The sequence below is a fragment of the Acinetobacter sp. 228 genome, assembly GCF_048147885.1.
The window spans coordinates 109,001-135,200 of sequence record NZ_JAYWYV010000006.1 but is presented as its reverse complement, the minus strand read 5'-3'; the positions used below and the strand labels follow the sequence as shown (position 1 = coordinate 135,200).

Here is a 26,200-nt window from a genome sequence, read left to right as displayed (position 1 = left end):
CCATTTGAACCTGTTTTATCTTTCTAAGAAAGCGCTCTAACTCATGATAGTAAAGCAAGACAGGGGGCAATGGCGAGTAATTTATAGAACAGCAAATGAAAATCGCAATCGAATCCATCTCGGCTTAGATGAATGATAATAAAAACCCGCCAGAGTCAGAGGCGGGGGAGGAAGAATGATCTTAGATCATTGGTGTTATCATTATCTTTATTCGGTTTAGGCGGCTACAGCCAGACGGGCCGCAATCTGTGAAACTTCATCACTGATGATCATACGGGCTTCCGGGGCACAGCGGCCACAGCAAGTTCCAAGGTCCAATGCATCGCGCACATCACGATAACTTTCAGCGCCATTTGCAATAGCATCTTTAATGTCTTGATCTGTAATGCCACGGCATAAACAAACGTACATAGGACACAACCACAGTGATTAAATAAGATAAGTAATATTATTGATAATTGTTATCGTTTGTCAATAAAAATCATTTGAAATCTTTTTTATAATAATTGGTGATTTAGATAAAAGAAGATGATCTGAACGGAAATCCGAGTGTTATCCGGATTTCCGCACAAAATAAGTGAATAATTTAAAACAGAGTCTTGAAATCTGGTTACTTAATTAATGATATAAATCATTGATTAATGATGACAATGCCATCCATTTCAACCAAAGCATCTTTAGGTAAACTGGCAACGCCTAAGGCTGCACGGGCTGGATAAGGCTGGGCAAAATATTCGCCCATAATTTGATTCACCAGCTGGAAGTGCGATAAATCCGTCAGGAAAATATTCAGTTTGGCGATGTCTGCCAATGAGCCACCCGCTGCTTCACAAACAGCCTTTAAATTGTCAAATACGCGACGAATCTGGGCCTCAATGCCTTCAACCAGTTCCATACTATAAGGATCCAAGCCAATTTGACCAGATAGATAGAGGGTATCACCGACTAAAATGGCTTGCGAATAGGTGCCAATCGCAGCAGGGGCATTTTCAGTATGGATTACTTGGCGGGACATTAATTTCTCCTTTATCATCAACATACATCATATTCGATCGTTTCGGCTGACAAAAGCATTATCGTTTTAAATGATTAACTCGCTTTAGACGCTTCACTCAGAATGACGGGTTGGGACAGACGGGTAATTCGGGGAAAACCGAAATACATGCGCAGGTCACGGATGATCTGTGCAATCTGTTTGCGGTTATGGACTACGATATTGACGTAGGTCTGGTTATCTTGAGAGCGGACCATTTCTACACCGGAATGTGCTTTACGGCATTGATAGATCAGGTCAGAGATCTGTTCATCATCCATCGCCAGGTCAATACAGAGATAGGCGGTAAAGCTGATATCGTCCAGATCATCGGCAGTCCATTGCAATGGCATGATGTTTTCAGGATGCTGATGCTGTTCATGCAGCAGGTTATGACAGCGTGAGCGGTGCACAATCAGGCCACGACGGGTCAAATGACCTTGAATCGGATCGCCAAGTACCGGATTGCAGCAATGTGCATATTTAACATCAACCCCTTCCGTACCCTGAATCAAGCGGCCTGAACTCGCAACATTCTGATGCTGATCCTGGGCAAACAAATGATTGGCCACCAGTTGCGGTAATAAATCACCGACCGCAATCTGTTCAAAAAGTTGCTCTTTACTGGCAATGTGACGCCATTCCAGCAGGTTTTTCCAGTCAGCCTCGGTCAGATCCTGAATCGAGCGATGAAACAGTTTTAATGCACGATTCAGTGCCTGCTGTCCCACCAGACGCTGCTCGTCCAGATCCTGATCGCGCAAGATATTCTGGATTGCGCGGCGGGCTTTTTGAGTATTGATAAAACTGAGCCAGTCGGGATTGGGTGTCGCGAGTACATCAGTAATGATTTCAACCACCTGACCACTAGCCAATGGCGTTGATAGAGGTTTGGTTTCATTATTGATTTTAGCGCCCACCGCATGGTTGCCAAGGAACAAGCTGGCGGCATAAGCAAAATCAACTGCTGTAGCACCTTGCGGTAATTCATGCAGGTGCCCATGCGGGGTATAGACCCAGATTTTTTCCTGATGCAGATAATCCAGTAATTCACTAAATGTGGTTTTGGCACATTCACCATCGACCAGTACATTGAGATTCTGCATTGACGCCTGAATCGCAGAACGACAGGCTTGTGGAGCATTTTCGCCCAAAACTACACCGAAACGTGCGGCTTTACGCATCAGTTCGGTTTGAATGGTTAAAGACAAAGTGGTCTTTTCGCCTTTCAGGCGCATCATTAGGGACTGGTTGCCACCGGGTAAGGGGCGACGGATATGGTCTTCATAGCTTTGAATCTTAAAGCTTTGGGTCAGAATCTCTGCGAGACGGTCACAATCGGCAATGCTCTGTAAGATAATTTCAAAAGCATGGCTATGCGTCAATTCTTGCAGGTCAATGTCATTTTTAACAAAATGACGAAGTAACTCGATATTGTTATTTTTCTTTTTAATGCGGCCTTGAATACCATTTTTCTGCAGCAGTTCGGTCAGGTTTTTTTCCCATTTGGCCTGATATTCACAGCGTTTCGGCTTGGTTTCCTGCAGGGCAGTCTGAACATTGTTGTACATATCCAGATCAAGATTCTGATAGCACAAATGCTCCAGATTGTCGGCCATTTCATTCATGCCGACAATACGTGCCATTGGAACAAAAATTTCAAAGGTTTCCCGGGCAATACGGGCACGTTTGTCGGGGCGTAGCGCTTCCAGGGTGGTCATGTTGTGATAGCGGTCAGCCAGTTTCACAATAATGACACGCGGATCCTGTAAGGTCGCTTGCAGAATTTTCCGGAAAGAAGCTGCTTTATTATATTCTTTATCGCTGGAATGACTCAGTTTGGTCACGCCATCGACCAGTTCTGCGACCGTGTTGCCGAATTTTTCAGCAATATCATCTTTACTGAACTCAGTGTCTTCAATCACGTCATGCAGCAGGGCTGCCATTAAGGTTTCAGTATCCAGACGCATATGCGCCAAAATGCAACTGACCGCAATCGGATGCAGAATATAAGGTTCACCACTTTTGCGAATAATGCCGTCATGGGCGATATCTGCATAATCACAGGCCGCAAGCACACGTTCAACGTCGTTTTCACTTAAATACGCGTCGATAATGATCTTTAGCTGTTGCTTGGCTTGACTGACCTGTGGGCCTGGCATAAAACACCTTTAAAACTGAATTTTTTACAAATTAAACCATGAAAGCTCTAATGAAATGCAAAGTACAGAGCTGATTAATTTTTACTATAAAAAGTAGAAAATCTCTAGCAGTTTGCATGAGCTAACCCTTATGTTATAACCGTTCTGGTATAAATATAAAAGTCACATAACAAAAAAAGCCTAGTTTTAAACTAGGCTTTTTGATTGACGATCTCTTATTGGAAAGAAAAACCGTCTAAGTTCAGATTGTTTGCAGAAAGTGCAAGGTCCAGACTTGATGTCTGATAGTCTTGATCACGTTGTTTCAAAATATCTTTTGATACATGACCTGCAGCGATTTCACGTAAAGCAACAACAGTCGGTTTGTCATTGTCCCATTCTACAGTTGGTTCAATGCCTTGACGCGCCAATTGACGCGCACGCTTGCTTGCCACTAGTACAAGCTCAAAGCGGTTGTCTACATGGTCTAAACAATCTTCAACGGTGACGCGTGCCATAAGAATTCTCGTTTGAATAATAAATTTTAACAGACTGCACAGTATAAAAGGCTTTGTCTATAGACTCAAGTTTTAATCACTGCTCAGTCGGCGTGATCAGTTTCTGAATCAGCTTTTCATGACGGTTGGCTTGCTGGCTAAGCACCAGACGATTGGCAATAATCACTGCTTCAAGGTCATGCAGCGCCTTATTGAAGTCATCATTGATAATGATATAGTCAAAGTTGCTATATTGCTGCATATCTTCTACTGCACAGCTCAGGCGATGTTCAATCACATCAACGGTATCAGTCCCCCGGTTAGACAAGCGTTCCCGCAAATCAAACTGGCTTGGCGGCAAGATAAAAATTTGTTTTGATTCAGGAAAAAGTCGACGAACCTGCTGTGCGCCCTGCCAGTCAATTTCCAGCAGTACATCATGGCCTTTAGCCAACTGTTCTTTCACCGTGGCCTGCGCGGTACCATAGTAATTACCAAATACTTCAGCGTATTCGATAAAACCACCTTCATTGACCAGATTTAAAAAATCTTCTTTGGTGGAGAAGTGATAATGCACGCCATCGAGTTCGCCAGGTCGTTGACCACGTGTAGTATGTGAAACAGAAACGTGAAGATTGTTGACACGCTCAAGTAGGGCTTTAACAAGGGATGTTTTGCCTGTTCCAGACGCTGCAGAAACGACAAACAAGAGACCCGACATGATATTTTTCCTGATATGATAAAATATCTTCTCTATTTTAGAGTAGAGCGGCTTTAAACTAAATAGTTGTCAGCCGATTGTTTACATTTATTTCAATTGAACCACTAAAAATGGTGTGAGTATTGAGGATTCTATGGAAATTGTTTTAGCCAACCCGCGTGGTTTCTGTGCTGGTGTGGATCGTGCCATTGCGATCGTGAACCGTGCCTTAGAATGCTTTAACCCACCAATTTATGTGCGTCATGAAGTGGTGCACAACAAATTTGTGGTCGATGACTTACGCCAGCGTGGTGCAATTTTTGTTGATGAGCTGGATGAAGTGCCTGACGATAATATCGTGATTTTTAGTGCACATGGTGTTTCGAAAGCCGTCCAGCTTGAGGCTGAACGCCGTGGTTTAAAAGTTTTTGACGCGACTTGCCCGTTGGTCACTAAAGTACATATTGAAGTGACGAAATATGCACGCGAAGGAGTGGAAGCCATTCTGATTGGGCATGAGGGACACCCAGAAGTTGAAGGTACCATGGGCCAATATGACAAGAAAAATGGCGGTGATATCTATTTAGTAGAAGACGAAGAAGACGTTGCTGCGTTAACTGTGCGAAATCCTGAAAAAGTAGCATTTGTCACTCAAACCACTTTATCAATTGATGATACGGCGAAAGTGATTGATGCCTTACGTCAAAAATTCCCAATGATCCAAGGCCCGCGTAAAGATGATATTTGCTACGCTACGCAAAACCGTCAGGATGCAGTGCGCGATCTGGCTGAACGTTGTGATGTAGTCTTAGTTGTGGGTTCACCAAATTCATCTAACTCAAACCGTTTGCGTGAACTGGCTGAACGTATGGGTAAATCTGCTTATCTGGTTGATAATGCCGATGAGCTCAAACAGGAATGGTTTGCAGAAAATATCCAGATTGGGGTAACAGCAGGCGCGTCAGCACCGGAAATTCTGATTAAGCAGGTCATTCAGCGGTTACAGGACTGGGGTGCCCAAGCACCACATGAGCTGGATGGGCGAGAAGAGAATATTACATTCAGCCTACCGAAAGAGTTACGTATTCCTGTAATCCAAGGCTAGACTGTTAACTGCTTAACATTCTGTTTTTTATTTAAAAATAAACAGATGGCTGTGAACTGACAGTTATCTGTTTTTTTATGCCTTTTATCTGTTCTGTGTAGTTTTTGTAATTTTAATAAGTAATAGTTTAAATGGGTGAATATGAGGCCCAAGGGGGAGGAAGTATGTATAAAAGCCAAGGATTTACTTTAATTGAGTTAATGATCACGATTGCGGTGTTGGCGATTATTGCAGGAATAGCTGCTCCTTCTTTTGGAAATATGATGACACAACAAAATCTCAAGAAAAGTACTAATGAACTCATCGGAGTATTGCAAGAAGCACGCTCTAAAGCTGTTTTAGAACGTCGGAATGTAAAGATTGAGCTCAAGTCTGTAGAAACACCAACTCGGGTAGCAAATACTGATACGGTTTTAAATTGGATGCCTTATGGCTCCACCACATTACTTCCAAGTAGTGCAACAGAAATTACATATGGATTTAATGGCGGTGTAGTTGGTGCAACTACAGATACGACATTTATCTTATGTAGTAATTCGGGCGGAATATCTCAAACTATTTCAGTATCTAAAATGGGAACGGTTCAACAAGTGGTGAAGGGAACATGCTGATGAATAGAATAAACCATCAACAGGGTGTTGGACTAATGGAAGTACTCATTGCATTGCTTATTCTGGCAATCGGCGTAATGGGATTTATTGCGCTTCAGTATAGAGCGGTTGAAGCAACTATAGAAAGTGGTTCGCGTATTCAAGCGATTAATTTAGGTCGTGACTTGGCTGAAAGAATGCGAGTGAATCGTGGTGCAGAAAATGTTTATACATATAACTTGAATACACCAGGGAAACAACTGGATAGAGCGAAAAACTGCTTTACTGCAACTAATTGTACAAGTACTGACTTTGCTGATTTTGATGTGTCCGAAATTTCTAGAAAAGCACGTTCAATTGGCATGATGATTAATTATTTGCCATGCCAAGGAAATAATGATGGGCGCCGTTGCATTTATGTAGCATGGGGAGACACTGCACCAACACATGGAGCAGTTGGGGAAGGAAACTGTACTTCGAGTACTGCATATGATCCTGATTCAACCTGTTTAATTATGGAGGTCTACTGATATGAATAAACAAGTAGGTTTCACTTTAATCGAGTTGATGATCGCATTAGCACTTGGTTTGGTAATTAGTGCAGCAGCTTTGATGCTGTTTTTAACTGCATCAAGAAGTCAAGCATTACAACAAGGACAGGCGAGTTTACAAGATGATGCAAATTTTGGTTTAAATACAATTATTCAAGATATTCGCTTGGGTAATTTGAATACCGTTCAATCAAGTATCAATGATCTTAGTACCTATGGCGGTATTGTATTTAGGTCGAGTGCAAATGCAGTGACTGTAACAGGAACAGAAAGAGCTAATCTGCCTATTACACTTATTGGGGGTACTGTGGCACAGAATTTATTATCCAGAAGTCATGGTCAGACAGTAGGAAGTGCCCCACAGTGGTCTGGTATCTCAAATATAAATACTTTTTCTAGTGACCAATTAACAATTCAATATTTACCTCAATACATCAAAGATGATAAAGGCACCCTAGCCACTACAGATGATGTTTGGTATGGAGGATTTGATTGCGAAGGGAATAATTTAGAATTTACCCTGGCACAGGGGAGACAGGTAATAGTACAGCGTTACTTCTTAAGAGCTGATAGTAATAAAAGCGATAATGAGCCAAATCAGCCTTTAGCGCTTGCCTGTGATGCAGGGTATTATCCTTTAGATGGTAGTCCAACTTCTATTACAGGATTTGGAGATGCTGGACAGATTATTTTAAAACGCGCCGATCATTTCAGGGTGTTGTATGGTATTCAAAATGGGGCTAATTATCGTTATGTTGATGCTGCTACTTATCTTGCATTGCCAGCTCCAAGACCGCGAATTCTATTAATTCAATTAGGGATTCTTGGGCGCTCCAATCAGTCAGTGGGGAATGACAGCACCTTCTCAGACAGCCAAGTTTTTCAAGTATTAGATCAAGCTGTAAAAATTAAAACACCTGCAGCGAACTCTCCTAAATATGCTCGTCAAGTAGTAACACAAACAGTCGCTTTGAGAAATACATTTGGGGAAAGAGGGCAATGATTAAGAAACAACGTGGTGCAACGCTTATAGTGGTTCTACTTATATTGTTAGCTGTTATTGTCTTGGGAACGCTTGCAGTACGACAAGGAATGGTTTCTCTGGGAATTGCAACGAATAGTCAAGCGCAGCAGCTGTTGCTACAAAACTCGGACTCGGCATTTTTCAATATTGAAAGAGAAGATAATATCATTCAGGCACTCAGTGGCAGTGGGATGTTTGGCTATATTGGTGGGGCTGATGATAGAGATAAGGAACTTGTATTTTGCTATAGAGGTGCTGAACCAAGTTTCTTTGACATCAATCGTGCAAGTATCATCTATTGGAAAGCGGGAACAACTGCACCAACAAATAATGAATTTGGTACAGAAGGTTACTGTGATTCGAGTACAGGAAGTTCTACTAACTTTTTTACAAGTGGAAGAAAAGTGGTAATGACACAAGTCGCGGTCAAGTTTTCTAGTATTTCTGAAAATGATCCATTTTTTGGGGCGCAATTTGGTACGGATGAAGAAGCAGTTAAATTCGAGCGTAGTAAGGCAGTAAAGGTTTTTGCAGTTTCAGTTATGCCTAATCTTACGTCTGCAACGAGTTCAGCAATTAATGCATGTTTTCAAAATCATATGAGTGAAGTAACAATTCCTGTAGGGACTACGGTAAGTTTAAATGCACCGAGTAGAAGAACGGTCACAGAATGCCTGAGTGATCTCAATGTTCCGTTTACTTCTCATGTGACTGAATATGTCATTGTTCAGGACTTTGTCTAAATTTGGGGTAATGAAATGAAACAATTAAAAAATAATTTTCTAAGTTCATATGGCTATAAAGTCCTTGTTGCAAGTATGACTGCACTATCAACAGTATTGGTTACTACTAGCGTAACTCAAGCAAGTGATATTGACATTTATCAGGATGCAAAGTCTGGTGATGTCACCCTTATGTTTATGCTTGATGTATCTGGAAGTATGACTGGCAATGGTTCATATGACGGTACAGGACAGTATCGAATTACTCGTCTAAAAACAGCAATGAATGATCTTCTAAATGGTAATGCATCTAAAGGAATCACAAAGTTAGCCGATGATAAAATTATAGGTTTATCAACCTTGGGTTCACCAACAAATACTGAGTCTGGTGCAGTATTAGTTCCTGCAAGACGTTTAAATACAACAATAGTTGTACAAGAGTGCACGGGTTCAAGGTGGAATACTCAATGTAAAGATGTAAATAAAACCCAGCGCGAAATATTGTGGGAAAGAATTAATGGATTATCCGCAAACTCTAACACTCCAACAGGTCGATCATATGCGACTACTATTTCCTACTTAATGGGAACATCTACTAAAGATTATGACAATGGAGGGTGGAATGAGTCAGATAGTCTGACTAAAAGTGGAAATAATTACAGCTCTCCTACTTCTCTGACTCAAATGGATGAGATTAAGAAATGTAGTGGCCAAGGAATTTATGTATTAACAGATGGAGAGCCAAATAAAGGAACAACTACAAACCTGTCGAAGGCTGCTATTGGTAAAACAACGTTTCCAAATTGTACTGGGACATCACCTGGATGGGATTGTATTGGAAAATTAAATTCTGCGTTATTAGATCCAACTAAAAATGCTAAAGGATTGAAATTTAAAACAGCTGTAGTAGGGTTTGGTAATAGTTTTAATAGTATTCCAAAATACGATCCTACAAAATCACAAGCGGAAAATCTAGCTCCATTTTTAGATCAATATGGAAACAAGAAAACAAATTTAACAAATGTACAGGAAGCCGCATATTGGGGAATTATTGGTGAAGGTGGGTGGTATCCAGGAAATAGTTCTCAAGATATTGTAGATAGTGTTAATGATTTTATTAATAACTTATCGCAAGGGATTCCTTCAGTGACTACAGGCTCGCCTACAGTTCCTCGTGATGCATTAAATCCAGCTGAACTCCAAGATGTGGCTTATTATCAGACCTTTCAACCGACACCGAATACCAATTACCAACTGTGGCTTGGAAATTTGAAAAAATTTAAAGTTGATGGAAATGGTATATTAAAAGGTCAAGGTGGTTCTCGGGTCTTTAATAATAATGGTAGTCTAGTCGAACCTACCTATGATGAAAATGGAAATATTACATCAGCAGTTTATGATTATTGGGCGAAAGCAATTGATAATTCAGTAGTCAATAGTGATGAGAATACAGTGGGTAGCCGTAAATTTGCAGCGAGAGGTGGTGCTTGGTCTCAATTATTATTAGGGGCTAAAGCTGATAACCAAACAGCTCAACGGAAATTGCTAACAAACCGTAGAGCGACTGGAACAGGAGCTTCAACTGTATTTGGGGGGAGTGGTAACCTTCGTCAAGTTCAACTTGCAGACCTTTCAGATTCGACATATAAAAATGATCCGAATCGTGGTTATTTAGTATCATTATTAGGCTATAACATCGATGTTAATAGCCCGCCAACGACAGTTGCAAATTTAATTACCCAACCAGCTCTACGTCAGATGGGTGCAGTCATGCACTCTTACCCAGTGCTTGTTACGAATAAAGGTAAGCTCAGTTACAACACAACTGATAAGGTTATGGAATCGACTAACCGGGAAGACTATATACTTTTCGGAACAACGCAAGGTTTGCTTCATGCTGTCGATGCCAATACTGGTGTAGAAAAATTTGCCTTTGTGCCTAATGAAATGGTAGACAATCAAAAAGATGCTTTCAGGCTGTCGAATGTTACTGCTGGGGGAATGCAAAAACTGTTTTACGGAATTGATGGTGCGTGGGCGCTTGATACGCGTTATGTGGTAGATGCTTCTGGTAATCTAACTGTGGGTAATGGCCGAACCACTAGTCAAAAGGGCTGGCAAATCGCATACGGTGGTTTGCGTATGGGTGGCCGTAGTTATTATGCTTTAGATTTGAGCGATATAAACAGCCCAACACTTAAATTCCATATCGATCCTGCAACCCAGAAAGTCTATAACGGATCATCAAGCAAGACATTCTCACAGTTGCAATATATGGGCCAAAGTTGGTCAAAACCGTCCATAGCATGGGTTAATTGGGGTGGTGTACGTAAACGCGTTATGTTTGTAGGCGGGGGGTATGATGCTGGTGGTGATGATGGTGATGCGCGTACAAATGGTGTAAAAGGCTTATATGAAGGTTATGAGAGTCATATTTATAATCAACAAAATAAGAAAGGCGCCGGTGTCTATATGTTTGATGCTGACAATGGTGATTTATTATGGTGGGCCAGTGCCAATGCATCAAGTACTTCAGCAGTAACAACAGAATCAGGTGTAATCGCCACTCAACATAATGACTTAAAATATAGCGTTGCAAGCCAAATCCGTACGGTTGACCGTGATGGAGATGACCTTGTAGATCATCTTTACTTTGGGGATTTAGGCGGTCAGGTATTTCGAATCGATTTGGATAATAAACAAGGTAAGATAGGAGCTGTACCCAAAACTCCAGTCCGTCTATTAAATTTAAATGCGGCAGAGAAAAGTCCACGTTTCTATGATATGCCGAGTTTCTCTCTATATAATGCAGGCGGTGAAACATTTGCATTGATTTCAATAGGCAGTGGTAATAGAAGCGAACCTTTACGAGATTATACAACCACTACAGCAGGCTACGATTACGATTCTATTTATAATGTTTATGATAAAGATGTTGCACGCCGTGATTTGTTCAATAGAGCGGCAACAGCGCCTCTTAAAACTGAAAGCGTCATAAAAACGCAATTAGGAGAAATTACCGATAGTAATCGCTTCTCAACCACTAATCCTGTTGCACCTTATTCAGGTAAAGGCTGGTTCTATCGCTTCCAAAACTGTACAGCTGGAGTAGATGGAGCACTGAAAAATTGTAGTAGCTATAAAAAACAAAGTGAGAAAGTATTTGGTACACCCTTGGCGATGAACTATAAATTATATGTTTCTACTTTTGATGCCAGTAAACCCGGTATTTCTGGTGATTGTGGCGCTGGTGTCAAAGGTGAAAGTATGATTACAGCTTTCTGTTTGCCATATGGCCAATGTGCTTCGAAGCCAGCTGATTCACGTGCTGTAATTGGTGTAGGTATTCATACTGTAACCGTTGGTGGTAAAGATGATGGAGGTGGAGGAAAGCCTGATTGTGAAGGTGACAGCTGTCCACCAACTTGTGGTGATGAAGCATGTCCACCAGAAGCGGAAGGTGAGTCTAGTGCAAAAAATTACTGTATTCAAACAAGTGGCCGTATTGCTCTAACTGTGACGGGTAGTTTCGGTGGTGGTGAAGCAACAGAAATGTGTCTGATTCCCCAACGTTGGTATGAAAAACTAGCGCGTAAAAACTGATAGGTGACTTATGAATTTAAATATTTCACCAGTAAAGGGTTTTACTTTGGTTGAACTCATGGTTGTGGTCGTAATTGTAGCTATATTTGCTGCGGTTGCGATTCCATCCTATCAAGCTACTGTACGACGTGGTCAGGCTGCGCAAGCACAAGATCAACTCCAACAAATAGCAATGATGTTAGATAAGCATAAGTCTCGCAACTTTAGCTATGAGGGAGCTAATGTGCCAACGGATTTGAGGGTGCTGCCTAAAGGTGCAACTGGAACAGCTGTTAAGTACAATTTTGTTTTAGTTCCTGGCGCCACCGGACAAACATGGGTTGTGACAGCTGAAAGTCAAGATACGCGAAACTTTAGCTTCTTAATGTCAAGCACAGGCTTGCGCTGTAAAAATAAGACTTGGGCTAATATTAATACCACGACCATGACGTGTGGAGCGGGGCATGAAGAATGGTAAATGAAAATAAAGGCTTTACGCTTATCGAACTCATGATTGTGGTGGCAATTATAGGTATCCTTGCTGCGATTACTTATCCTTCATATCAGGAATATGTTCGAAAAACGAAAAGAACTGAAGCTCAAGCTGAGTTATTGGATATTGCTCAAAAAATACAGCGCTATAAAATTGCTAATTTTTCTTATATGAAAGATGTTGGAGGGACACCAACGGCTATTACGTTAGCAGATATACAGCACTCAGGAAATATTCCATCACAAGGTGAAGTCCTATATACCGTCGCTTTAACTAATGTCGGGTTGAGTACATGGACACTTGTAGCTACTCCTAAAACCGGTACTGTGGTTGCTAACAATGGTGTTCTTTGTTTAAATCAAAGAAACCAGAAATTTTGGGCTAAGGGTGCGGTAGCTTGTGCCTTGAGTGAAACATCTACTTGGGACGGTCGCTAACTCAAATCCAAAATTCTACCTAAATACTTTTTGATCTTTCATTCAGGGCAAAGTTCAAGTAAAATACTGCCCTCTATGAAAGGGGTTTGAGCTGTATCGATGGTCGGTACAAGGATAATCCGTAAAAACTATAAGGTTCTATCATGGTTGTTATTCGTCTTGCACGCGGTGGTGCTAAAAAACGTCCGTTCTATCAAATCATTGTGACTGATAGCCGTAATGCACGTGACGGTCGTTTCATCGAACGTATCGGTTTCTTCAACCCTACAGCTCAAGGTAAAGCAGAAAAACTTCGTTTAGATGCTGACCGTTTTGCTCACTGGGTTTCTCAAGGTGCTCAACCTTCTGATCGTGTTGCTTCTTTAGCTGCTCAAGCTAAGAAAGCTGCAGTTGCTGCATAATTTTTATATAAATTAGGTAGTAGCTTGCCCATGACACCAACACAGAATGTTCCCGAAGATCGTATTCAGATTGGACAGTTACGTTCAGCATATGGATTAAATGGGTGGCTCTGGGTCTATTCCAATACAGACCCCATGAGCAACATATTTGACTATCTGCCTTGGTACATTGAGACCAAAGCAGGTTGGCAAATTGTCGATGTAAAACGTTGGAAACCACATGGTAAAGGCCTGGTTGTTTCGCTGAAAGGTGTGAGTGATCGCACTGCTGCAGACGAACTGGTTGGCTCCAATGTCTGGATCTCTAAATCGCAACTGCCTCAAGCTGGTGTAGATGAGTATTACTGGTCTGATTTGAAAGGTCTAACGGTGTTAGGTCTGGATGAGCAGGAACAAGAAATCAATCTTGGTCAAATTTTTGAGCTGTTTGAAACAGGTGCTAACGATGTGATGGTAGTTCGCGCAACTGCCGACAGCATCGATGGCGAAGAGCGAATGATTCCATGGCATAAAGATGTGGTGCAACGCGTTGATCTTGAAGCTGGTCGTATCTACGTCAATTGGGGCGTAGATTACTAAGAATTTTTCGGAAATACGGGAGTCTGCGATGTTCTTTGCAGTCATTACGCTTTTTCCTGAAATGTTTGAAGCGATTACAGCCTATGGTATTAGCGGGCGCGCAGCAAAACGTGAATTGATGCAAGTTCATTGTATCAATCCTCGCGATTATGCGACGGGCAACTATAAACGGGTGGATGAACGTCCATTCGGTGGTGGTCCGGGTATGGTGATGATGGCTGAGCCTCTGGCAAAAGCAATCCAGCATGCCAAAGAGCTTGCAACGCAAGCGGGTGCAGTTCAGGTTCCTGTGGTGTATATGTCACCGCAAGGACAGACCTTAAACGAAACTGCGGTACAGGATTTTGTCAAATATGACGGAATTATCGTACTGTGCGGACGTTATGAAGGTGTCGATGAGCGTTTGATCCAGCAATATGTTGATCAGGAATGGTCAATTGGAGATTATGTCTTGTCAGGTGGTGAACTTCCTGCGATGGTTTTATTGGACAGTATTATCCGGAGACTTCCGGGTGCCATGTCTGATGAACAATCACACGTGCAAGACTCATTTGTGGATGGTCTGCTAGATTGCCCACAATATACCAAGCCAGATCATTTTGAAGGTTTGGATGTGCCTGAGGTGTTAAAGTCCGGGCATCATGCCAATATTGAAAAATGGCGGTTTTTGCAGCGATATCAGCGTACACTTGAACGCCGCCCAGAGTTGGTGGAAAAAGTCGAACTGAGCAAGCAGCAGAAAAAATGGCTAAAAGATTTGTAAGATATTGATGAGTGATCATTTCTGTCTTCAAGCAAGTACTTAAAATGATTTAAGTATTCTTTAATAGGCTCTTTATGGTTGAGATGGTCAACCATAAAGGGAAAGATAATCGGGTGTATGCGCTTTAGCCTCTATACCCAGCGATGATCAGACCTCTTCTGACTCGCACATATTGGAGATACCCCATGAGCGGTAAGCATCCTTTAGTTCAAGTAATTGAAAACGCACAATTGAAACAAGACATCCCTGCTTTTGCACCAGGTGATACAGTTATTGTTCAAGTTAAAGTAAAAGAAGGCGAGCGTGAGCGTTTACAGGCGTTCGAAGGCGTTGTAATTGCTAAGAAAAACCGTGGTTTGAACTCTGCGTTCACAGTACGTAAAATTTCTAGCGGTGTTGGCGTTGAGCGTGTATTCCAAACTCACTCTCCAATCGTTGCTGGTATCGAAGTGAAACGTCGTGGTGACGTTCGTCGTGCTAAACTTTACTACCTACGTGAATTGTCTGGTAAAGCTGCACGTATTCGTGAAAAATTACCAGCTCGTAAAACTAAAGCTTAATTTTAAGTTTTATACGAGTGAAAAAATGCGCCTTTGGGCGCATTTTTTATGCCTGATTTTTATTTGGATTTATTCGAAATGTTCCTGCAAAGGCAAGATCATGGCATCCAAAATATCCAAGAAAATTTTATGAATAAACATCAGGAATAATACAAAATATCCCCAAGACTGGAATCCTGCATTAAAAAGTTGAATGCAAATAAAACATTGTGTGATAGCCAGTAAAATACTGATCCATACATTTGCGATAATATGTCGATGACAAGAGGGACAATAATAAGGCTCATATTTTTTAAATTGAAAAGGATTAATCACTTTTCGTTTGCAACAGGGGCAGGTTCTTTTAAATCTGTTTTTGATTTCTATAGAAGGTATCTGCATTTATTTTATTTCACAGTTCTTTTTATATTTGATGAATATTTTATATGCAGTTTAATCATGATTAACAAGTAAATTTTAAGAAAAAATTTAGCGAAAAATAAGATGGAAAAAGCCTCTGGATGAATAGAGGCTTGTGTAGCTCTATAAACCTTGCAGTTTTAAGCGGTTGGCATGCTGGCGATAAACATCGACTGGGTCTGGAGCAAAGACATTTTTTAACCCGAGTAACTGGTTCACTTCGTCCAGGTGGTTCCAGTTGTAGTTATCCCGAATGGTTTTACCGAATTTGGCACTACAGCGGGAGACCAGACCATCATTTTCCTTGCCGCCATCAATGAGCAGGGCTGTAACTTTGAGTGCTGAATCAGGATCGAGCGGGTTGGTAACTTGGCCTACACCTGTGAATGAATAGTTGTAGATACCTTTTTGTTGATATGCACCTTCACCACAGGTGGTAGTCGGCATACCCAGTGGATATTTCTGATTGAATTGCGCAGATCCTGCCAGGGTCAGGCTGCGACCACCAGCCAGAGAATCATGCGGGAAACTGTTCGGATCCAGACCTTGTGCCCAGGTGATGGCCTTAGACACCAGGTTAATGCCACCCACTAAAGGTCCTTGTATCGGTGTGCCTTCTGCTTGCAGGATCAGGTCTGCAACCGGGGAACCCTTATGCGGAGCACCGACGGAAGTCAGGGAAGCAATTATTCCATTCCCTGCACCTGCGACATAACGAATGGTCGGGCCGCCATGGGAATGACCGATCAGATTGACTTTCTTTGCACCGGTAATGGCCAGAATTTCATTTACTTGCTCTAAAAGTTGCTCACCACGAATTTCCGATGAGTTAAAAGGCGAGACACGGGTTGCCCAGACATTGCCGCCATTACGCGCCAGATCCGGTAAAATCTGATACCAGTAATCCAGTCCAAACTGGTCAGTACCGATCCGGATGAAACCCGCCATACCATGTGCAAAGACAATCGGATATTGGGTCTTGGCATATTGTGAACTGGCTTTTGCTGTAACCTGACTGGCCTGGGTGGATGCCTGGGTGCTGAGACATGTACCCGCCAGTAGCAGGCCGGTGATTAATATTCCGAATTTCATTATATTTTCCTCACTTTTGTTGTTTTAACGGGATGATCCTCATCCGGTTGCCTAAAGTTTCCCTCTGTAGCAGGGACTTAGTTTCCTAAGTTTTTTTAATTAATAGAGATGATCTATTCATAAAGATGAGTGATTTATAAGCCTTGCAGTTTGAGCCGGTTGGCATGTTGGCGATACAGTGCGACCGGATCCTGCGCGAAAGGACCCAAAATGCCAAAAAACTGGTTTACTTCATCAAAATGGTTATGGGCATAGTCCTGACGGATGCTCTGGCCATAGCGTCCGCTACACAGCGGCAGAGCACCATCATTGGCTTCTCCTTTCAGAAAACTGCTACCTAACGTCACGACTGTAGATTCAATCGCATCCAAGGAATTGGTTGCCTGCCGGTTGCCCATCCAGGAATAGTGGTAAATTCCATTGGGTGTAAGTTTGCTGCCTTGAGACTGACAGTTTTGGGGAATAGCAACGGAACCATATTTTCTATTGAAAGCCTGAATCGCCTCTGGGTTCATGGCTTGCAGTGCCTCGATCGTACTGACCGGATACTGGTTGCCTGTAACTAGATTCATGCTGTGGCCCAGAATTGTCCCGATGGCATGAATAAAGGGTTCAAGGAGGGGTGTCTGGCTGGCATTGACAAAAACCGGTGTGCCTTGCATGGCGCCTGCAATGGCGGTTAAAGAGGCGGCTTTATGCGGTGCAACGCCCTCGATATATTGAATCGTTGGGCCACCTTGGCTATGCCCAATCAGATTGACTTTCTTATGGCCTGTCAGTGCCAGTACTTCATCAATTTGCATCAAGAGCTGTTCGCCGCGCAGTTCATTGGACGCAACAGCAGACAATTCGGCAGAAAACACCCGTGCACCATGCCGGCTCAGATCTTGGGGAATCTGATACCAATAATCCAGACCGATGCTCTCCGTTCCAATCCGGTTAAAACCCAGACCAAAACCATGCACAAAGACCATCGGGTATTTTGTCCTGGCATAACTTGAGAGAATAAAATTGCTTTTATATTGTTGTAATGCCGAGGCTTGCACAGGGCCAATTAATAGGGAAACCAATAGCAAAAAGCTTAAGTACGATATTATTTTTTTCATTGCAGCTTCCCGATCACGGATAGGTCAAATAAAAAATAATCAGAAAAAAGCCTATATCTCAGCTGAAATATAGGCACTCTGGGATTATAAACCTTCTAATTTGAGCCGGTTGGCATGCTGGCGATAGAGGGCGACCGGATCGGGTGCAAACATACCCTTCAGACCAAACATCATGTTGGCCAGGTCCGTATGATTGAGTTTGTACTGGTCATGAATGACCTTGCCCATGAACGCACTACAGCGTGACACCATGCCATCATTGTCTTTACTGCCATAAGATAAAGGGCCGAGCTGCATCAGAATCGTATCAATATCCAGGGCATTGGTGGCTTGGGCTACACCTGTCCATGAATAATAATGGATTCCTTTACTGTCTTTCTGCTTTAAATTTTTATTGCAGTTTTCTGTGGAGGCCAATACACCATCTTTGACCACCTGCTGCGCCACGGTGGCATTAAAAGTATTTGAGCCGGTCTGGGTCAGGGATTTCATGGAAGCATCAAAATCAATTTCCAGTTCAGGTTTAAACTGGCCCAGTGCAATCAATGGACCAATAATATAATCACCTAAAATATTAAAGGCGGTACGGGTCAGGCGATTATTCTGAATATCATCTGCCACTTTGGAGCCATGGTAGGTTCCTGCAACGCCAGTGATAGACACAATATACTGCGGCTGGGTCGCTGCAACATACAGCACTGTTGGTCCGCCATGGGAATGGCCAATCAAGTTCAGTTTTTGCTTGCCGGTAATTGCCAGAACCTCTTCAACCTGATGGATCAGTTGTTCCCCGCGATGCATCGTAGTATTTGCCGGCGATAATTGTGCCGCAAACACGGTTGAGCCATTACGTGCCATATCTGGCAGAATCTGATACCAGTAATCCAGCCCGATACTATCGGTACCAATACGTGACCAGCCTAACCAGCCATGCACCATCAGGATCGGATATTTGGTCTTGGCATAGTCGGATCTGCTCTTTTCTATCACTTGTGTTGCACTCGCTGCGGCCTGAGTCTGTGCAGAAAAGCTTAATCCCAGCGTTGTTATTAAAGCTACAGTCATAAACTGTGCTGTCTTACTAAAAGTACGCATAACTGTCCCTTTTTAATTTTATCGTTATTCAAGCAATCATTGCTTTGTATAAAGTGCTGCAAGCCACAAAATCAGAGGATGAAAATACAGTTCCGACCTTCAGTGGCTGAGCAAATTTTCTTTTTTAAAAGGGGTATTTTTTCATTTCAAAGCGTTTAAACCATGTCATTTCAGGACATGCAGGACAGGAGGTTTTTACATTGTAAGCATATGTTTTATTTACACATGTATTTAAATTACAAGTGGCTGAAATACAAAAAGCTCGTGCGGGTTATTTTGTGTAAATAAGAAATATTTAGAAACAACTCTTAGGAGTTGTTTTTAGCACAACAATTAAGTCTTAAATATTGAGGTCATAAAAAAGCCATCAACAGGTGATGGCTTTTGGATTTAATCCGCGAAGGGTAACTTGGCCCCCTGATCATGGACCTGTTCAAAGGTTTCTGCCCGTAGCTGTTCTTGCGGTGTATTGAAATGCTTGCTACGCAGCTGGGCAATGGCTTGCTTTTTTGCTGTATCGGACATGCCGGACTGAGTAATCTGATCTCGTTCATCTAAATAGCCCGTCACCCGGTTTTTCCAGTCGCTGCGTTGTACATCCAGTTGCTCTAGTCGTTGTGTTGCTTCAGGGCCGACCAGATTTATCCGCATCTGCCGGATTTCATCACGGGAACCGCCACGGGCTTTAATATCAGCGGTGAGTTTGCGCAGGTCTTCCAGTTTATTTAGTTGTTCCAGATTTTCCTGCCAGTCCTGCGGGAGTTGCTGAAACAGTGCTTTGAGCTTTTGGGCTTTTTCAATCTCAGTCAAGCTTTTGTCCGCCAGTACGCTCATCCGGTCCAGGGTATATTCATGATAGGCATCTTCTGTGCCGAACAAGCCCTCAATTTCATACTTGGAAAAGTATTGCTGGCGCAAATTCTGGGTACTGTTATAGATGCTACGATAATAGGCAGGATCTTCCTGATTCAGCCCGGCCGGTGCAGTGAGTTGGCCCAAACCCTGACGGTACTGGATATAACGATCCCATAAATCCAGAATTTGCGAGAGTGCCGGTTCTTTATGATTCTGGCGAATATAGGCTTTAAAATCCTGCTGGATCTGCTGCAGATTTTTTTCACCAAACTGGGTAATAAAATATTCAAAACAGTTGCGGGTCTGTTCATTCACAATCAGACGATTGCTGGCATCTAACTGCATCTGACAATTAATTTCGGTATCTTGCTGGCTGGCACTGGGGAAAGCTGCATTGGCAGGACCATTGACCAAGAGTGCGGTTTGCTCTGCCTGAGTTTCAGTTAAAGGTGTTTCTGTTCCTGTATCCGCCTGGGTATTTTCTTTTGGGGACAGCCATAAGATCAGTGTGAGTATGCACAGCACCAGCAAAGCCAGAATGATCCATATTTTATATTTCTGCATATCCTATGCACCTATTTTCTCGTTATTTCATTATTTTTAGAGGTTTAAGCTTTTTAAAAGCGTTGAGTTGTTCAAACCGGCTCAATATGCCATAAAAATCATTAGAAACTATAGAAAAGTTGTAAATCCTCTCGCAGGGTTTTACCATGGCGCCAATTTATAAAATGTCTGATTTTTTGCCATGAAAGCATCATCTCCTAAAATTCAGCGCCGTCATCTCAGTGGTGTCTTCCTGCTTAATAAGCCTTTGGGCATCAGCTCCAATGCTGCATTGCAAAAAGTCCGCTGGTTGTATCGTGCACAAAAAGCCGGCCATACCGGTGCGCTGGATCCGTTGGCATCCGGTTTATTGCCTGTGTGTTTGGGGGAGGCGACCAAGTTTTCGCATTATTTATTAGATTCGGTCAAGCGTTATCAGACGACCGTATTTTTGGGACATAGCACCACCACGGGTGATGTGGAAGGCGAGGTGCTTCTGGAAAAAGCAGTTCCTGAACTCTCGGAAGCCTTGATTCAGGATACATTGGCACAGTTTATCGGGAATATCCAACAAGTGCCACCGATGTATTCCGCCTTGAAAAAAGAAGGCCGTCCTTTATACGAACTGGCGCGCAAAGGTATCGAGATTGAACGTGAAGCACGTCCGATTACGATTTTAGCGATTGAGATTTTATCCTTTACGGAAAACAGTATTACGCTGGATATTACCTGTTCTAAAGGGACTTATATCCGGGTTTTGGGGGAAGATATTGCCAAAGCGCTAGGAACTTATGGCCATCTGACTTATCTGCATCGCATCAAAACCGGCCATTTTGATTTGATTCCGAGTTATACCATTGAATATCTGGAAAGCCTGAGCGAAGCAGAGCGTGATGCACTGTTATTGCCGGCCTATGCACCGGTTGATCATTTTCCAAAAGTGCAGATACCCGAAGGTCGTGCAGAATATTTTAGCCGCGGCATGGAAAGTAATATCGAACATGAAGCAGCTGAACAGGTACTGGTTTTTGATGGTGAGAAATGTCTGGGTCTGGCAGAAATCACCGACAAAAAACGTCTGGTACCTAAACGCGTCCTAAACTTCTAATCGAGTCAATATATGGAAATTGAGATCATCATCAGTCTGGTTGTCTTTGCATTTTTTGCAGGGGCGATTGATGCTGCCGTGGGCGGTGGTGGTCTGATCCAGATCCCGGCAATTATGGGGACTTTACCGCATTTACAGCCTGCTACGGTCTTTGGCACCAATAAACTCGCGTCCATTTGTGGCACCGCTTCTGCGGCATTTTCCTATCTGCGTCAGGTAAAACTGCCCTGGTTGCTCTTGGGCGTGATTGCACTATGCAGTTTTGTCAGTTCTTTTATTGGTGCAGCCAGCGTTACGCTAATTCCAGTCGAGATCCTTAAGCCTTTTGTGCTGGTCATGTTGATCGTGATCGCAATCTATACCTTGATGAAAAAACAGTTTGGCCAGGTGCATACCGAACAAAAACTGAATCGGAAAATGCTGATACTGGCCGCTTTGGGTAGTCTGGCGATAGGCTTTTATGATGGTATCTTTGGTCCGGGCACCGGCAGTTTCTTTATTTTCTTTTTTATTCGCTATTTAAGCGTCGACTTCCTGCATGCATCGGCCTTATCGAAAATTGCCAATTTCACCACCAACCTGGCCGCCTTAAGCTTTTTTATTCCCAGTGGCAATGTGCTGTTTATGGTCGGGGCAATGATGGCGGTAGCCAATATTTGTGGTTCCTTGGTCGGGGTGCGTTTGGCATTTAAATATGGCAGTGGTTTTATCCGGATTTTATTCCTGATTCTGGTCAGTCTGCTGATTTGCCGGATGGCATACCAGATGTTTTTTTAGATATAAACCCGATGTAAATCATTCTCGATATTAAAATTTCTTAACAAATCACTGTATAAACTGCGTCTGAACCTGTTCTGAAAATCTTCTAGAATCAATGATATGAAAAATAAAACAATCGGAGAAATATCGGAATGACGACTATTTTTGAAGCATTAAGAGAGAGTCATGAGATTCAGCGTGATCTTGCAGAAAAACTATTACAGACTTCCGGGGATACACCAGAACGCCGCGAGCTGTTCAAGCAACTGAAAAATGAATTATTTGCCCATGAAGCTGCGGAAGACCGTTATTTTTATATTCCCTTGATGATGACCGATTCGGGCCTGAATATTACCCGCCATGCCTTGGCCGAACATCATGAAATGGACGAAATGATCGAGGAACTGACCGCAACTGAATTGAGTAATCCGGGCTGGATTGCCATGGCCAAAAAACTTTCCGAAAAGGTGCATCATCACTTAAAAGAAGAAGAACATGGTTTCTTCCAGCAGGCCGGAAAAATTCTGGATGAAAAGCAGAAGACCGCTTTGGCAGTGCAGTACCAGAATGAATACCAGCGTTATAAAGACATGAAAAAAGATATGCTGGTACAAAGCTAAGCTTTAAATTCAAGTTGAATAAATAAAAAAGATGGCAGTAGTGCCATCTTTTTTATGCCTTCTATATTTTTCTTTCAAAGTAAGTAAAAACACAGAATGGATAGAATATTTAATCAGTTGTTCAAATTCCAATAAGCCTTTTAGTTATTCCGCTCTGCCGATCCTTGACGGGCGGCACGTACCGTCACGCCGACTGATGCCAGCATGATACAGATCAGTGCCACGGTCTGAAGAAGCGTAATTTTTTCGCCTAATAGTACAAAACCGGCCAGTGCAGCCAAAGCCGGAGACAGGCTGGATAGAGTACCATAGCTGGTTTTATTCAAATGCTGAAGTGCCTTTAAATCCAGAGCATAAGGAATGGCTGTTGCCAGTACAGCAATGCTAATTGCCTTGCCCCAGTACTGGGTGTCTATCAAGGCAGGAGCATTGTTATACAGTCCGATCGGTAACAGGCATAAGGCTGAAATACTGATCGCAATAGTCAGTGCATGCATGCCGATATTTTGCTGCACCACACGTTGGCCAAAGAAAATATACAGTGCCCAGCATAAACCCGCACCTAAAGCACAGGCGGCGCCGATCAGGTCGAAATTACTGCTATTGGCCTGTCCCCAGGGCACCATCAGTACAATACCCAGAATTGCCAGCATTACCCAGACATAATCTTTGCGGTTTTGAATCGAAATAAGAGCCAGGCCGAGCGGACCAATAAATTCCAGCCCTACCGCAATCCCTTGGGGGAGTTTGCCCAGCGACATGTAGAACAGGATATTCATTACGCCTAAAGCGGCACTATAGCAGAGTAAATCCCGCCATTTCAAAAAAGGCAAACGCTGAATAATTTTCCAGGAACGAAACATCACGCCGACAATGATTGCTGCAAAACAGAGTCTTAATATGGTCACTGTAATAGGGTCAAGGACCAGAAAAAGCTGCTTGGCGAAGGATGCACTGATCTGGTACGACGTCATGGATAAAACCATGTACAACACAGCAAGGAGTTGAGCGTTTGGCATGGGAGTTACTTACACCAGAAAGGTGTAATCAGGACATGGAAGAAAGCGGGATTATAGCAAAACGGTTAATTTTTGATGAGTAGGGCAGAGCAATATTTTCTCAGGGTTCAGTAATATCTGGACTCAATCCATCCGGGTTTTTGGCTTGATCAAATCCATGAGGATTGACTTTTCAAAATTAAAGCGACTTGAAGTGTGATTACAAATTAATCAATTTTTAATTTGATCTTATTTTTATATTTATTAAAATGTCTTAGATCCCGATTCGGGGTGGCATTAAAATAACAATGAAAATAATAAGGTAGATAATAATGAAATTAAGAATACTTTCCTGCGCCATTTTAAGCTGTATGCTTGCAGCATGTGGAGGCTCTGATAATTCTGATAATAATACACCAGCTCCTAGCCCACCGGCTCCGACCAATCCTAGTAATCCGAATAATCCGAATAATCCTGGAACTCCGGGTGATGGCGCATCAGACACGGTTTCGGAATTCTATAACTACCAGTTCAACCTGCCGAATGCTGAAGCCCCAGAGATGGAGTCGAAAAAACTTCTATTGGCCAGTCATAAAAATAAAATTACTGACGGCATATTATATGCGGATGATAACAGTGCCGTGGATACTGAATATGATGTTGAAGATGACATGGTCTTTCCGACTTATGTCACAGAAAAAGGTGTATTCCCTGCAGATCAGAACCGTACAGCCTTAGGTTACAAGCTGGAAAAAGTACTGGAAAATACGACGACTCAATTCAAGAGCCGTCCTGTGACGATACCGGAGAACAACATCAGCAATCATCGTCACATAGCATGGTACGATCTGTCAGGCAAAGCATTAACTGAGCGTACCAATATTGCTGGGGTGAAAATGTATGAGGATACTGAGACCAGAACCTTGTTTAACAGTGATAGCGCCACTACAGCTGACCGCAAGTATTATAATGCCTTTGCGACCAATTTTATTGATTTGCAGAAGGCCCGCAAGTTCCCGAATGGATCTAAATGTTTCCGTCTTCTGGCGGAACATCCTGAAGAAGAATATATTGAATTTAATCCGGTAGAAAAAACTCGCTATACCACTCTGGCTGAATGGCAGGCACAAGCCTCTGTCCAGGAAATGGCAAAAACTATTCTAGATGGCACCATGGCTGGTTTGAAATATAAAAAAGCAGAATATAAAGATGCTGCCATGCAATATTACAAATATTTCGGTGCGATCGAATATCAGGGAGGAATTTATGACAGTGCCTTCTCGGAACATGGGGAACATATTGATCATGACGATTATATTGCCCAATCAAGACAGGTTGCCTTGGACAGATTAAAGGCAGAAGATGCAAGCTCTTTAATGATCAAATGGACAGAATACAGTTATGATCAGCTTGCTTCTGCTTGTGATGGCTACAATGTTGCAGCAGCCAATGCACTGAATACGGCAATTAAAGACGCTACACCACGTTAAAATCATTTTAATACAGCTATCTTAAATAAAGGCGCTCTAGCGCCTTTATTTTTATTCAAGTTTTTTGTCTTTGAGTCGTGACCGTGCAGCCAATTGAAGCGCTAATAATGGTAGCGAGTGCCAGCCATTGGGTCCATAATAAGGTTTCACCCAGGAATACGAAACCGGAAAGCGCTGCAACTGCAGGTTCCAGACTCATCAAGGTCCCAAAACTCAAGGCAGTTAAATTTCGCAGGGCAATCATTTCCAGCGTAAAAGGCAGGGCACTGGCCAGCACAGCCAAAGCGACAAAATACAGCAAGCTCATCGGTTCAAAAGTATGAGCTGGCATTCCTATAAATAGTGCAATTGGCATCAGTACCAGCATGCCGACAAACATGCCCAGACACACTGTATGATTGCCGGAAACCCCAGAAGGCTTCTGTCCAGCGACGATATACAGTGCCCAGCAGGCTCCTGCACCCAAAGCAAATAGAATTCCGATCGGATCAAGCTGTTGCGTAGCCTGATTAAAAGGAAACAGCAGCACCAGTCCCAGAATTGCCATTCCAACCCAGACAAAGTCAAACTTTTTCCGGGCGTGGAACAGGGCAACACTTAAGGGGCCAATAAATTCAAAAGAAACTGCAATTCCGAGAGGCAGGCGATCAATCGCCAGATAGAACAGCATATTCATACCAGCCAGAGCTAGCCCATAGCTGATAATCGCTGACCATTTCACCTGTTTGAAGTTAATTTGCCATATTTTAAAAATCAATGCCAAAATCAATGCGCCGAGGAGCAGGCGCATGGCTGAAACGGTCAGAATGGGAAACTGACCGAACAGATATTTGGCAAAGGAACCACTGCTTTGCATACTGATCATGGCGATTAGCAAGATCAGCGGCGCTTGCACCACTGGTGCAATTTTAAAATTTGGCATGACTAAATTTGTTTCGATGACTCGAAGAGCGGGAG

General features: G+C 42.7%; 27 protein-coding genes. 16 read left to right on the top strand and 11 right to left on the bottom strand.

Translation table 11 applies throughout. The annotated features are described in order from the left end of the window. Positions 1 to 216: 216 nt before the first annotated feature. The 5 genes from VXQ92_RS06965 to gmk form a co-directional block, all read right to left on the bottom strand. Positions 217 to 411, bottom strand: coding sequence for a bacterioferritin-associated ferredoxin (locus VXQ92_RS06965; protein ID WP_005094295.1), 195 nt, complete (start codon positions 409 to 411; stop codon positions 217 to 219). Between the two features lie 220 nt (positions 412 to 631). Beyond that, a complete protein-coding gene (locus tag VXQ92_RS06960) occupies positions 632 to 1,015 on the bottom strand; it encodes a RidA family protein (protein WP_004644973.1) in 384 nt (127 codons plus the stop codon). A 74-nt stretch (positions 1,016 to 1,089) separates the two neighbouring features. After that, positions 1,090 to 3,195, bottom strand: a complete 2,106-nt coding sequence (locus VXQ92_RS06955; RefSeq protein ID WP_064094585.1) for a RelA/SpoT family protein — start codon at positions 3,193 to 3,195, stop codon at positions 1,090 to 1,092. A gap of 215 nt (positions 3,196 to 3,410) precedes the next feature. Continuing rightward, positions 3,411 to 3,692, bottom strand: coding sequence for a DNA-directed RNA polymerase subunit omega (gene rpoZ / locus VXQ92_RS06950; RefSeq protein ID WP_004650579.1), 282 nt, complete (start codon positions 3,690 to 3,692; stop codon positions 3,411 to 3,413). A 76-nt stretch (positions 3,693 to 3,768) separates the two neighbouring features. Beyond that, positions 3,769 to 4,392: a guanylate kinase gene (gmk, locus tag VXQ92_RS06945; protein WP_064094584.1), complete on the bottom strand. Its 624-nt coding sequence runs from the start codon at positions 4,390 to 4,392 to the stop codon at positions 3,769 to 3,771. 133 nt (positions 4,393 to 4,525) lie between these two features. Between gmk and ispH the strand changes: the two genes are divergently transcribed. The 12 genes from ispH to rplS all read left to right on the top strand — a co-directional run bounded on the left by ispH (position 4,526) and on the right by rplS (position 15,178). Beyond that, a complete protein-coding gene (gene ispH, locus VXQ92_RS06940; RefSeq protein WP_064094583.1) occupies positions 4,526 to 5,476 on the top strand; it encodes a 4-hydroxy-3-methylbut-2-enyl diphosphate reductase in 951 nt (316 codons plus the stop codon). A 164-nt stretch (positions 5,477 to 5,640) separates the two neighbouring features. Then, positions 5,641 to 6,087: a GspH/FimT family pseudopilin gene (locus VXQ92_RS06935; RefSeq protein WP_064094582.1), complete on the top strand. Its 447-nt coding sequence runs from the start codon at positions 5,641 to 5,643 to the stop codon at positions 6,085 to 6,087. After that, entirely contained in the window at positions 6,087 to 6,596 is a 510-nt protein-coding gene (gene pilV, locus VXQ92_RS06930; protein WP_064102387.1) for a type IV pilus modification protein PilV, read from the top strand. The genes VXQ92_RS06935 and pilV overlap by 1 nt, the downstream gene beginning before the upstream one ends. A gap of 1 nt (position 6,597) precedes the next feature. After that, a complete protein-coding gene (locus tag VXQ92_RS06925) occupies positions 6,598 to 7,620 on the top strand; it encodes a PilW family protein (protein ID WP_064094580.1) in 1,023 nt (340 codons plus the stop codon). Beyond that, positions 7,617 to 8,384, top strand: a complete 768-nt coding sequence (locus tag VXQ92_RS06920) for a hypothetical protein (protein ID WP_064094579.1) — start codon at positions 7,617 to 7,619, stop codon at positions 8,382 to 8,384. Before VXQ92_RS06925 ends, VXQ92_RS06920 begins: the two co-directional genes overlap by 4 nt. Positions 8,385 to 8,399: 15 nt before the next feature. Further along, entirely contained in the window at positions 8,400 to 11,966 is a 3,567-nt protein-coding gene (locus VXQ92_RS06915) for a pilus assembly protein PilY (protein WP_416680922.1), read from the top strand. 10 nt (positions 11,967 to 11,976) lie between these two features. Then, complete coding sequence (locus VXQ92_RS06910) at positions 11,977 to 12,423, top strand: type IV pilin protein (RefSeq protein ID WP_064094577.1); 447 nt, start codon at positions 11,977 to 11,979, stop codon at positions 12,421 to 12,423. Next, positions 12,417 to 12,875, top strand: coding sequence for a type IV pilin protein (locus VXQ92_RS06905; protein WP_064094576.1), 459 nt, complete (start codon positions 12,417 to 12,419; stop codon positions 12,873 to 12,875). The genes VXQ92_RS06910 and VXQ92_RS06905 overlap by 7 nt, the downstream gene beginning before the upstream one ends. Before the next feature lie 143 nt (positions 12,876 to 13,018). Then, positions 13,019 to 13,276, top strand: a complete 258-nt coding sequence (gene rpsP / locus VXQ92_RS06900) for a 30S ribosomal protein S16 (RefSeq protein WP_004281198.1) — start codon at positions 13,019 to 13,021, stop codon at positions 13,274 to 13,276. 30 nt (positions 13,277 to 13,306) lie between these two features. Then, positions 13,307 to 13,855, top strand: coding sequence for a ribosome maturation factor RimM (gene rimM, locus VXQ92_RS06895; RefSeq protein WP_064094575.1), 549 nt, complete (start codon positions 13,307 to 13,309; stop codon positions 13,853 to 13,855). A gap of 28 nt (positions 13,856 to 13,883) precedes the next feature. Next, complete coding sequence (gene trmD, locus VXQ92_RS06890) at positions 13,884 to 14,618, top strand: tRNA (guanosine(37)-N1)-methyltransferase TrmD (RefSeq protein WP_044109068.1); 735 nt, start codon at positions 13,884 to 13,886, stop codon at positions 14,616 to 14,618. A 185-nt stretch (positions 14,619 to 14,803) separates the two neighbouring features. Beyond that, complete coding sequence (gene rplS / locus VXQ92_RS06885) at positions 14,804 to 15,178, top strand: 50S ribosomal protein L19 (protein WP_005101283.1); 375 nt, start codon at positions 14,804 to 14,806, stop codon at positions 15,176 to 15,178. A gap of 522 nt (positions 15,179 to 15,700) precedes the next feature. Here the strand turns inward: rplS and VXQ92_RS06880 are convergent. The 4 genes from VXQ92_RS06880 to VXQ92_RS06865 form a co-directional block, all read right to left on the bottom strand. Then, positions 15,701 to 16,669, bottom strand: a complete 969-nt coding sequence (locus VXQ92_RS06880) for an esterase/lipase family protein (RefSeq protein ID WP_416680921.1) — start codon at positions 16,667 to 16,669, stop codon at positions 15,701 to 15,703. 134 nt (positions 16,670 to 16,803) lie between these two features. Further along, complete coding sequence (locus tag VXQ92_RS06875; protein ID WP_416680920.1) at positions 16,804 to 17,775, bottom strand: esterase/lipase family protein; 972 nt, start codon at positions 17,773 to 17,775, stop codon at positions 16,804 to 16,806. An 84-nt stretch (positions 17,776 to 17,859) separates the two neighbouring features. Continuing rightward, positions 17,860 to 18,870, bottom strand: a complete 1,011-nt coding sequence (locus VXQ92_RS06870) for an esterase/lipase family protein (protein WP_416680918.1) — start codon at positions 18,868 to 18,870, stop codon at positions 17,860 to 17,862. Between the two features lie 390 nt (positions 18,871 to 19,260). After that, complete coding sequence (locus tag VXQ92_RS06865; protein WP_416680917.1) at positions 19,261 to 20,289, bottom strand: lipase secretion chaperone; 1,029 nt, start codon at positions 20,287 to 20,289, stop codon at positions 19,261 to 19,263. Between the two features lie 181 nt (positions 20,290 to 20,470). Here VXQ92_RS06865 and truB point away from each other — a divergent pair, with 181 nt between their 5' ends. The 3 genes from truB to VXQ92_RS06850 all read left to right on the top strand — a co-directional run bounded on the left by truB (position 20,471) and on the right by VXQ92_RS06850 (position 22,755). After that, complete coding sequence (gene truB, locus VXQ92_RS06860) at positions 20,471 to 21,376, top strand: tRNA pseudouridine(55) synthase TruB (protein WP_416680916.1); 906 nt, start codon at positions 20,471 to 20,473, stop codon at positions 21,374 to 21,376. A gap of 12 nt (positions 21,377 to 21,388) precedes the next feature. Then, positions 21,389 to 22,153, top strand: a complete 765-nt coding sequence (locus VXQ92_RS06855) for a sulfite exporter TauE/SafE family protein (protein ID WP_313390847.1) — start codon at positions 21,389 to 21,391, stop codon at positions 22,151 to 22,153. A gap of 134 nt (positions 22,154 to 22,287) precedes the next feature. Continuing rightward, positions 22,288 to 22,755 carry a hemerythrin domain-containing protein gene (locus tag VXQ92_RS06850; protein ID WP_005248295.1) on the top strand — a complete coding sequence of 156 codons (468 nt, stop codon included), beginning with the start codon at positions 22,288 to 22,290 and terminating at the stop codon, positions 22,753 to 22,755. 140 nt (positions 22,756 to 22,895) lie between these two features. On the opposite strand, the gene VXQ92_RS06845 is transcribed toward VXQ92_RS06850, so the two are convergent. Beyond that, positions 22,896 to 23,774 carry an EamA family transporter gene (locus VXQ92_RS06845; protein WP_064094566.1) on the bottom strand — a complete coding sequence of 293 codons (879 nt, stop codon included), beginning with the start codon at positions 23,772 to 23,774 and terminating at the stop codon, positions 22,896 to 22,898. A 311-nt stretch (positions 23,775 to 24,085) separates the two neighbouring features. Between VXQ92_RS06845 and VXQ92_RS06840 the strand changes: the two genes are divergently transcribed. Next, positions 24,086 to 25,243, top strand: a complete 1,158-nt coding sequence (locus VXQ92_RS06840) for a hypothetical protein (protein ID WP_416680915.1) — start codon at positions 24,086 to 24,088, stop codon at positions 25,241 to 25,243. A 55-nt stretch (positions 25,244 to 25,298) separates the two neighbouring features. Here VXQ92_RS06840 and VXQ92_RS06835 read toward each other — a convergent pair whose 3' ends face one another. Next, entirely contained in the window at positions 25,299 to 26,165 is an 867-nt protein-coding gene (locus VXQ92_RS06835; protein WP_416680914.1) for an EamA family transporter, read from the bottom strand. Between the last annotated feature and the right edge of the window lie 35 nt (positions 26,166 to 26,200).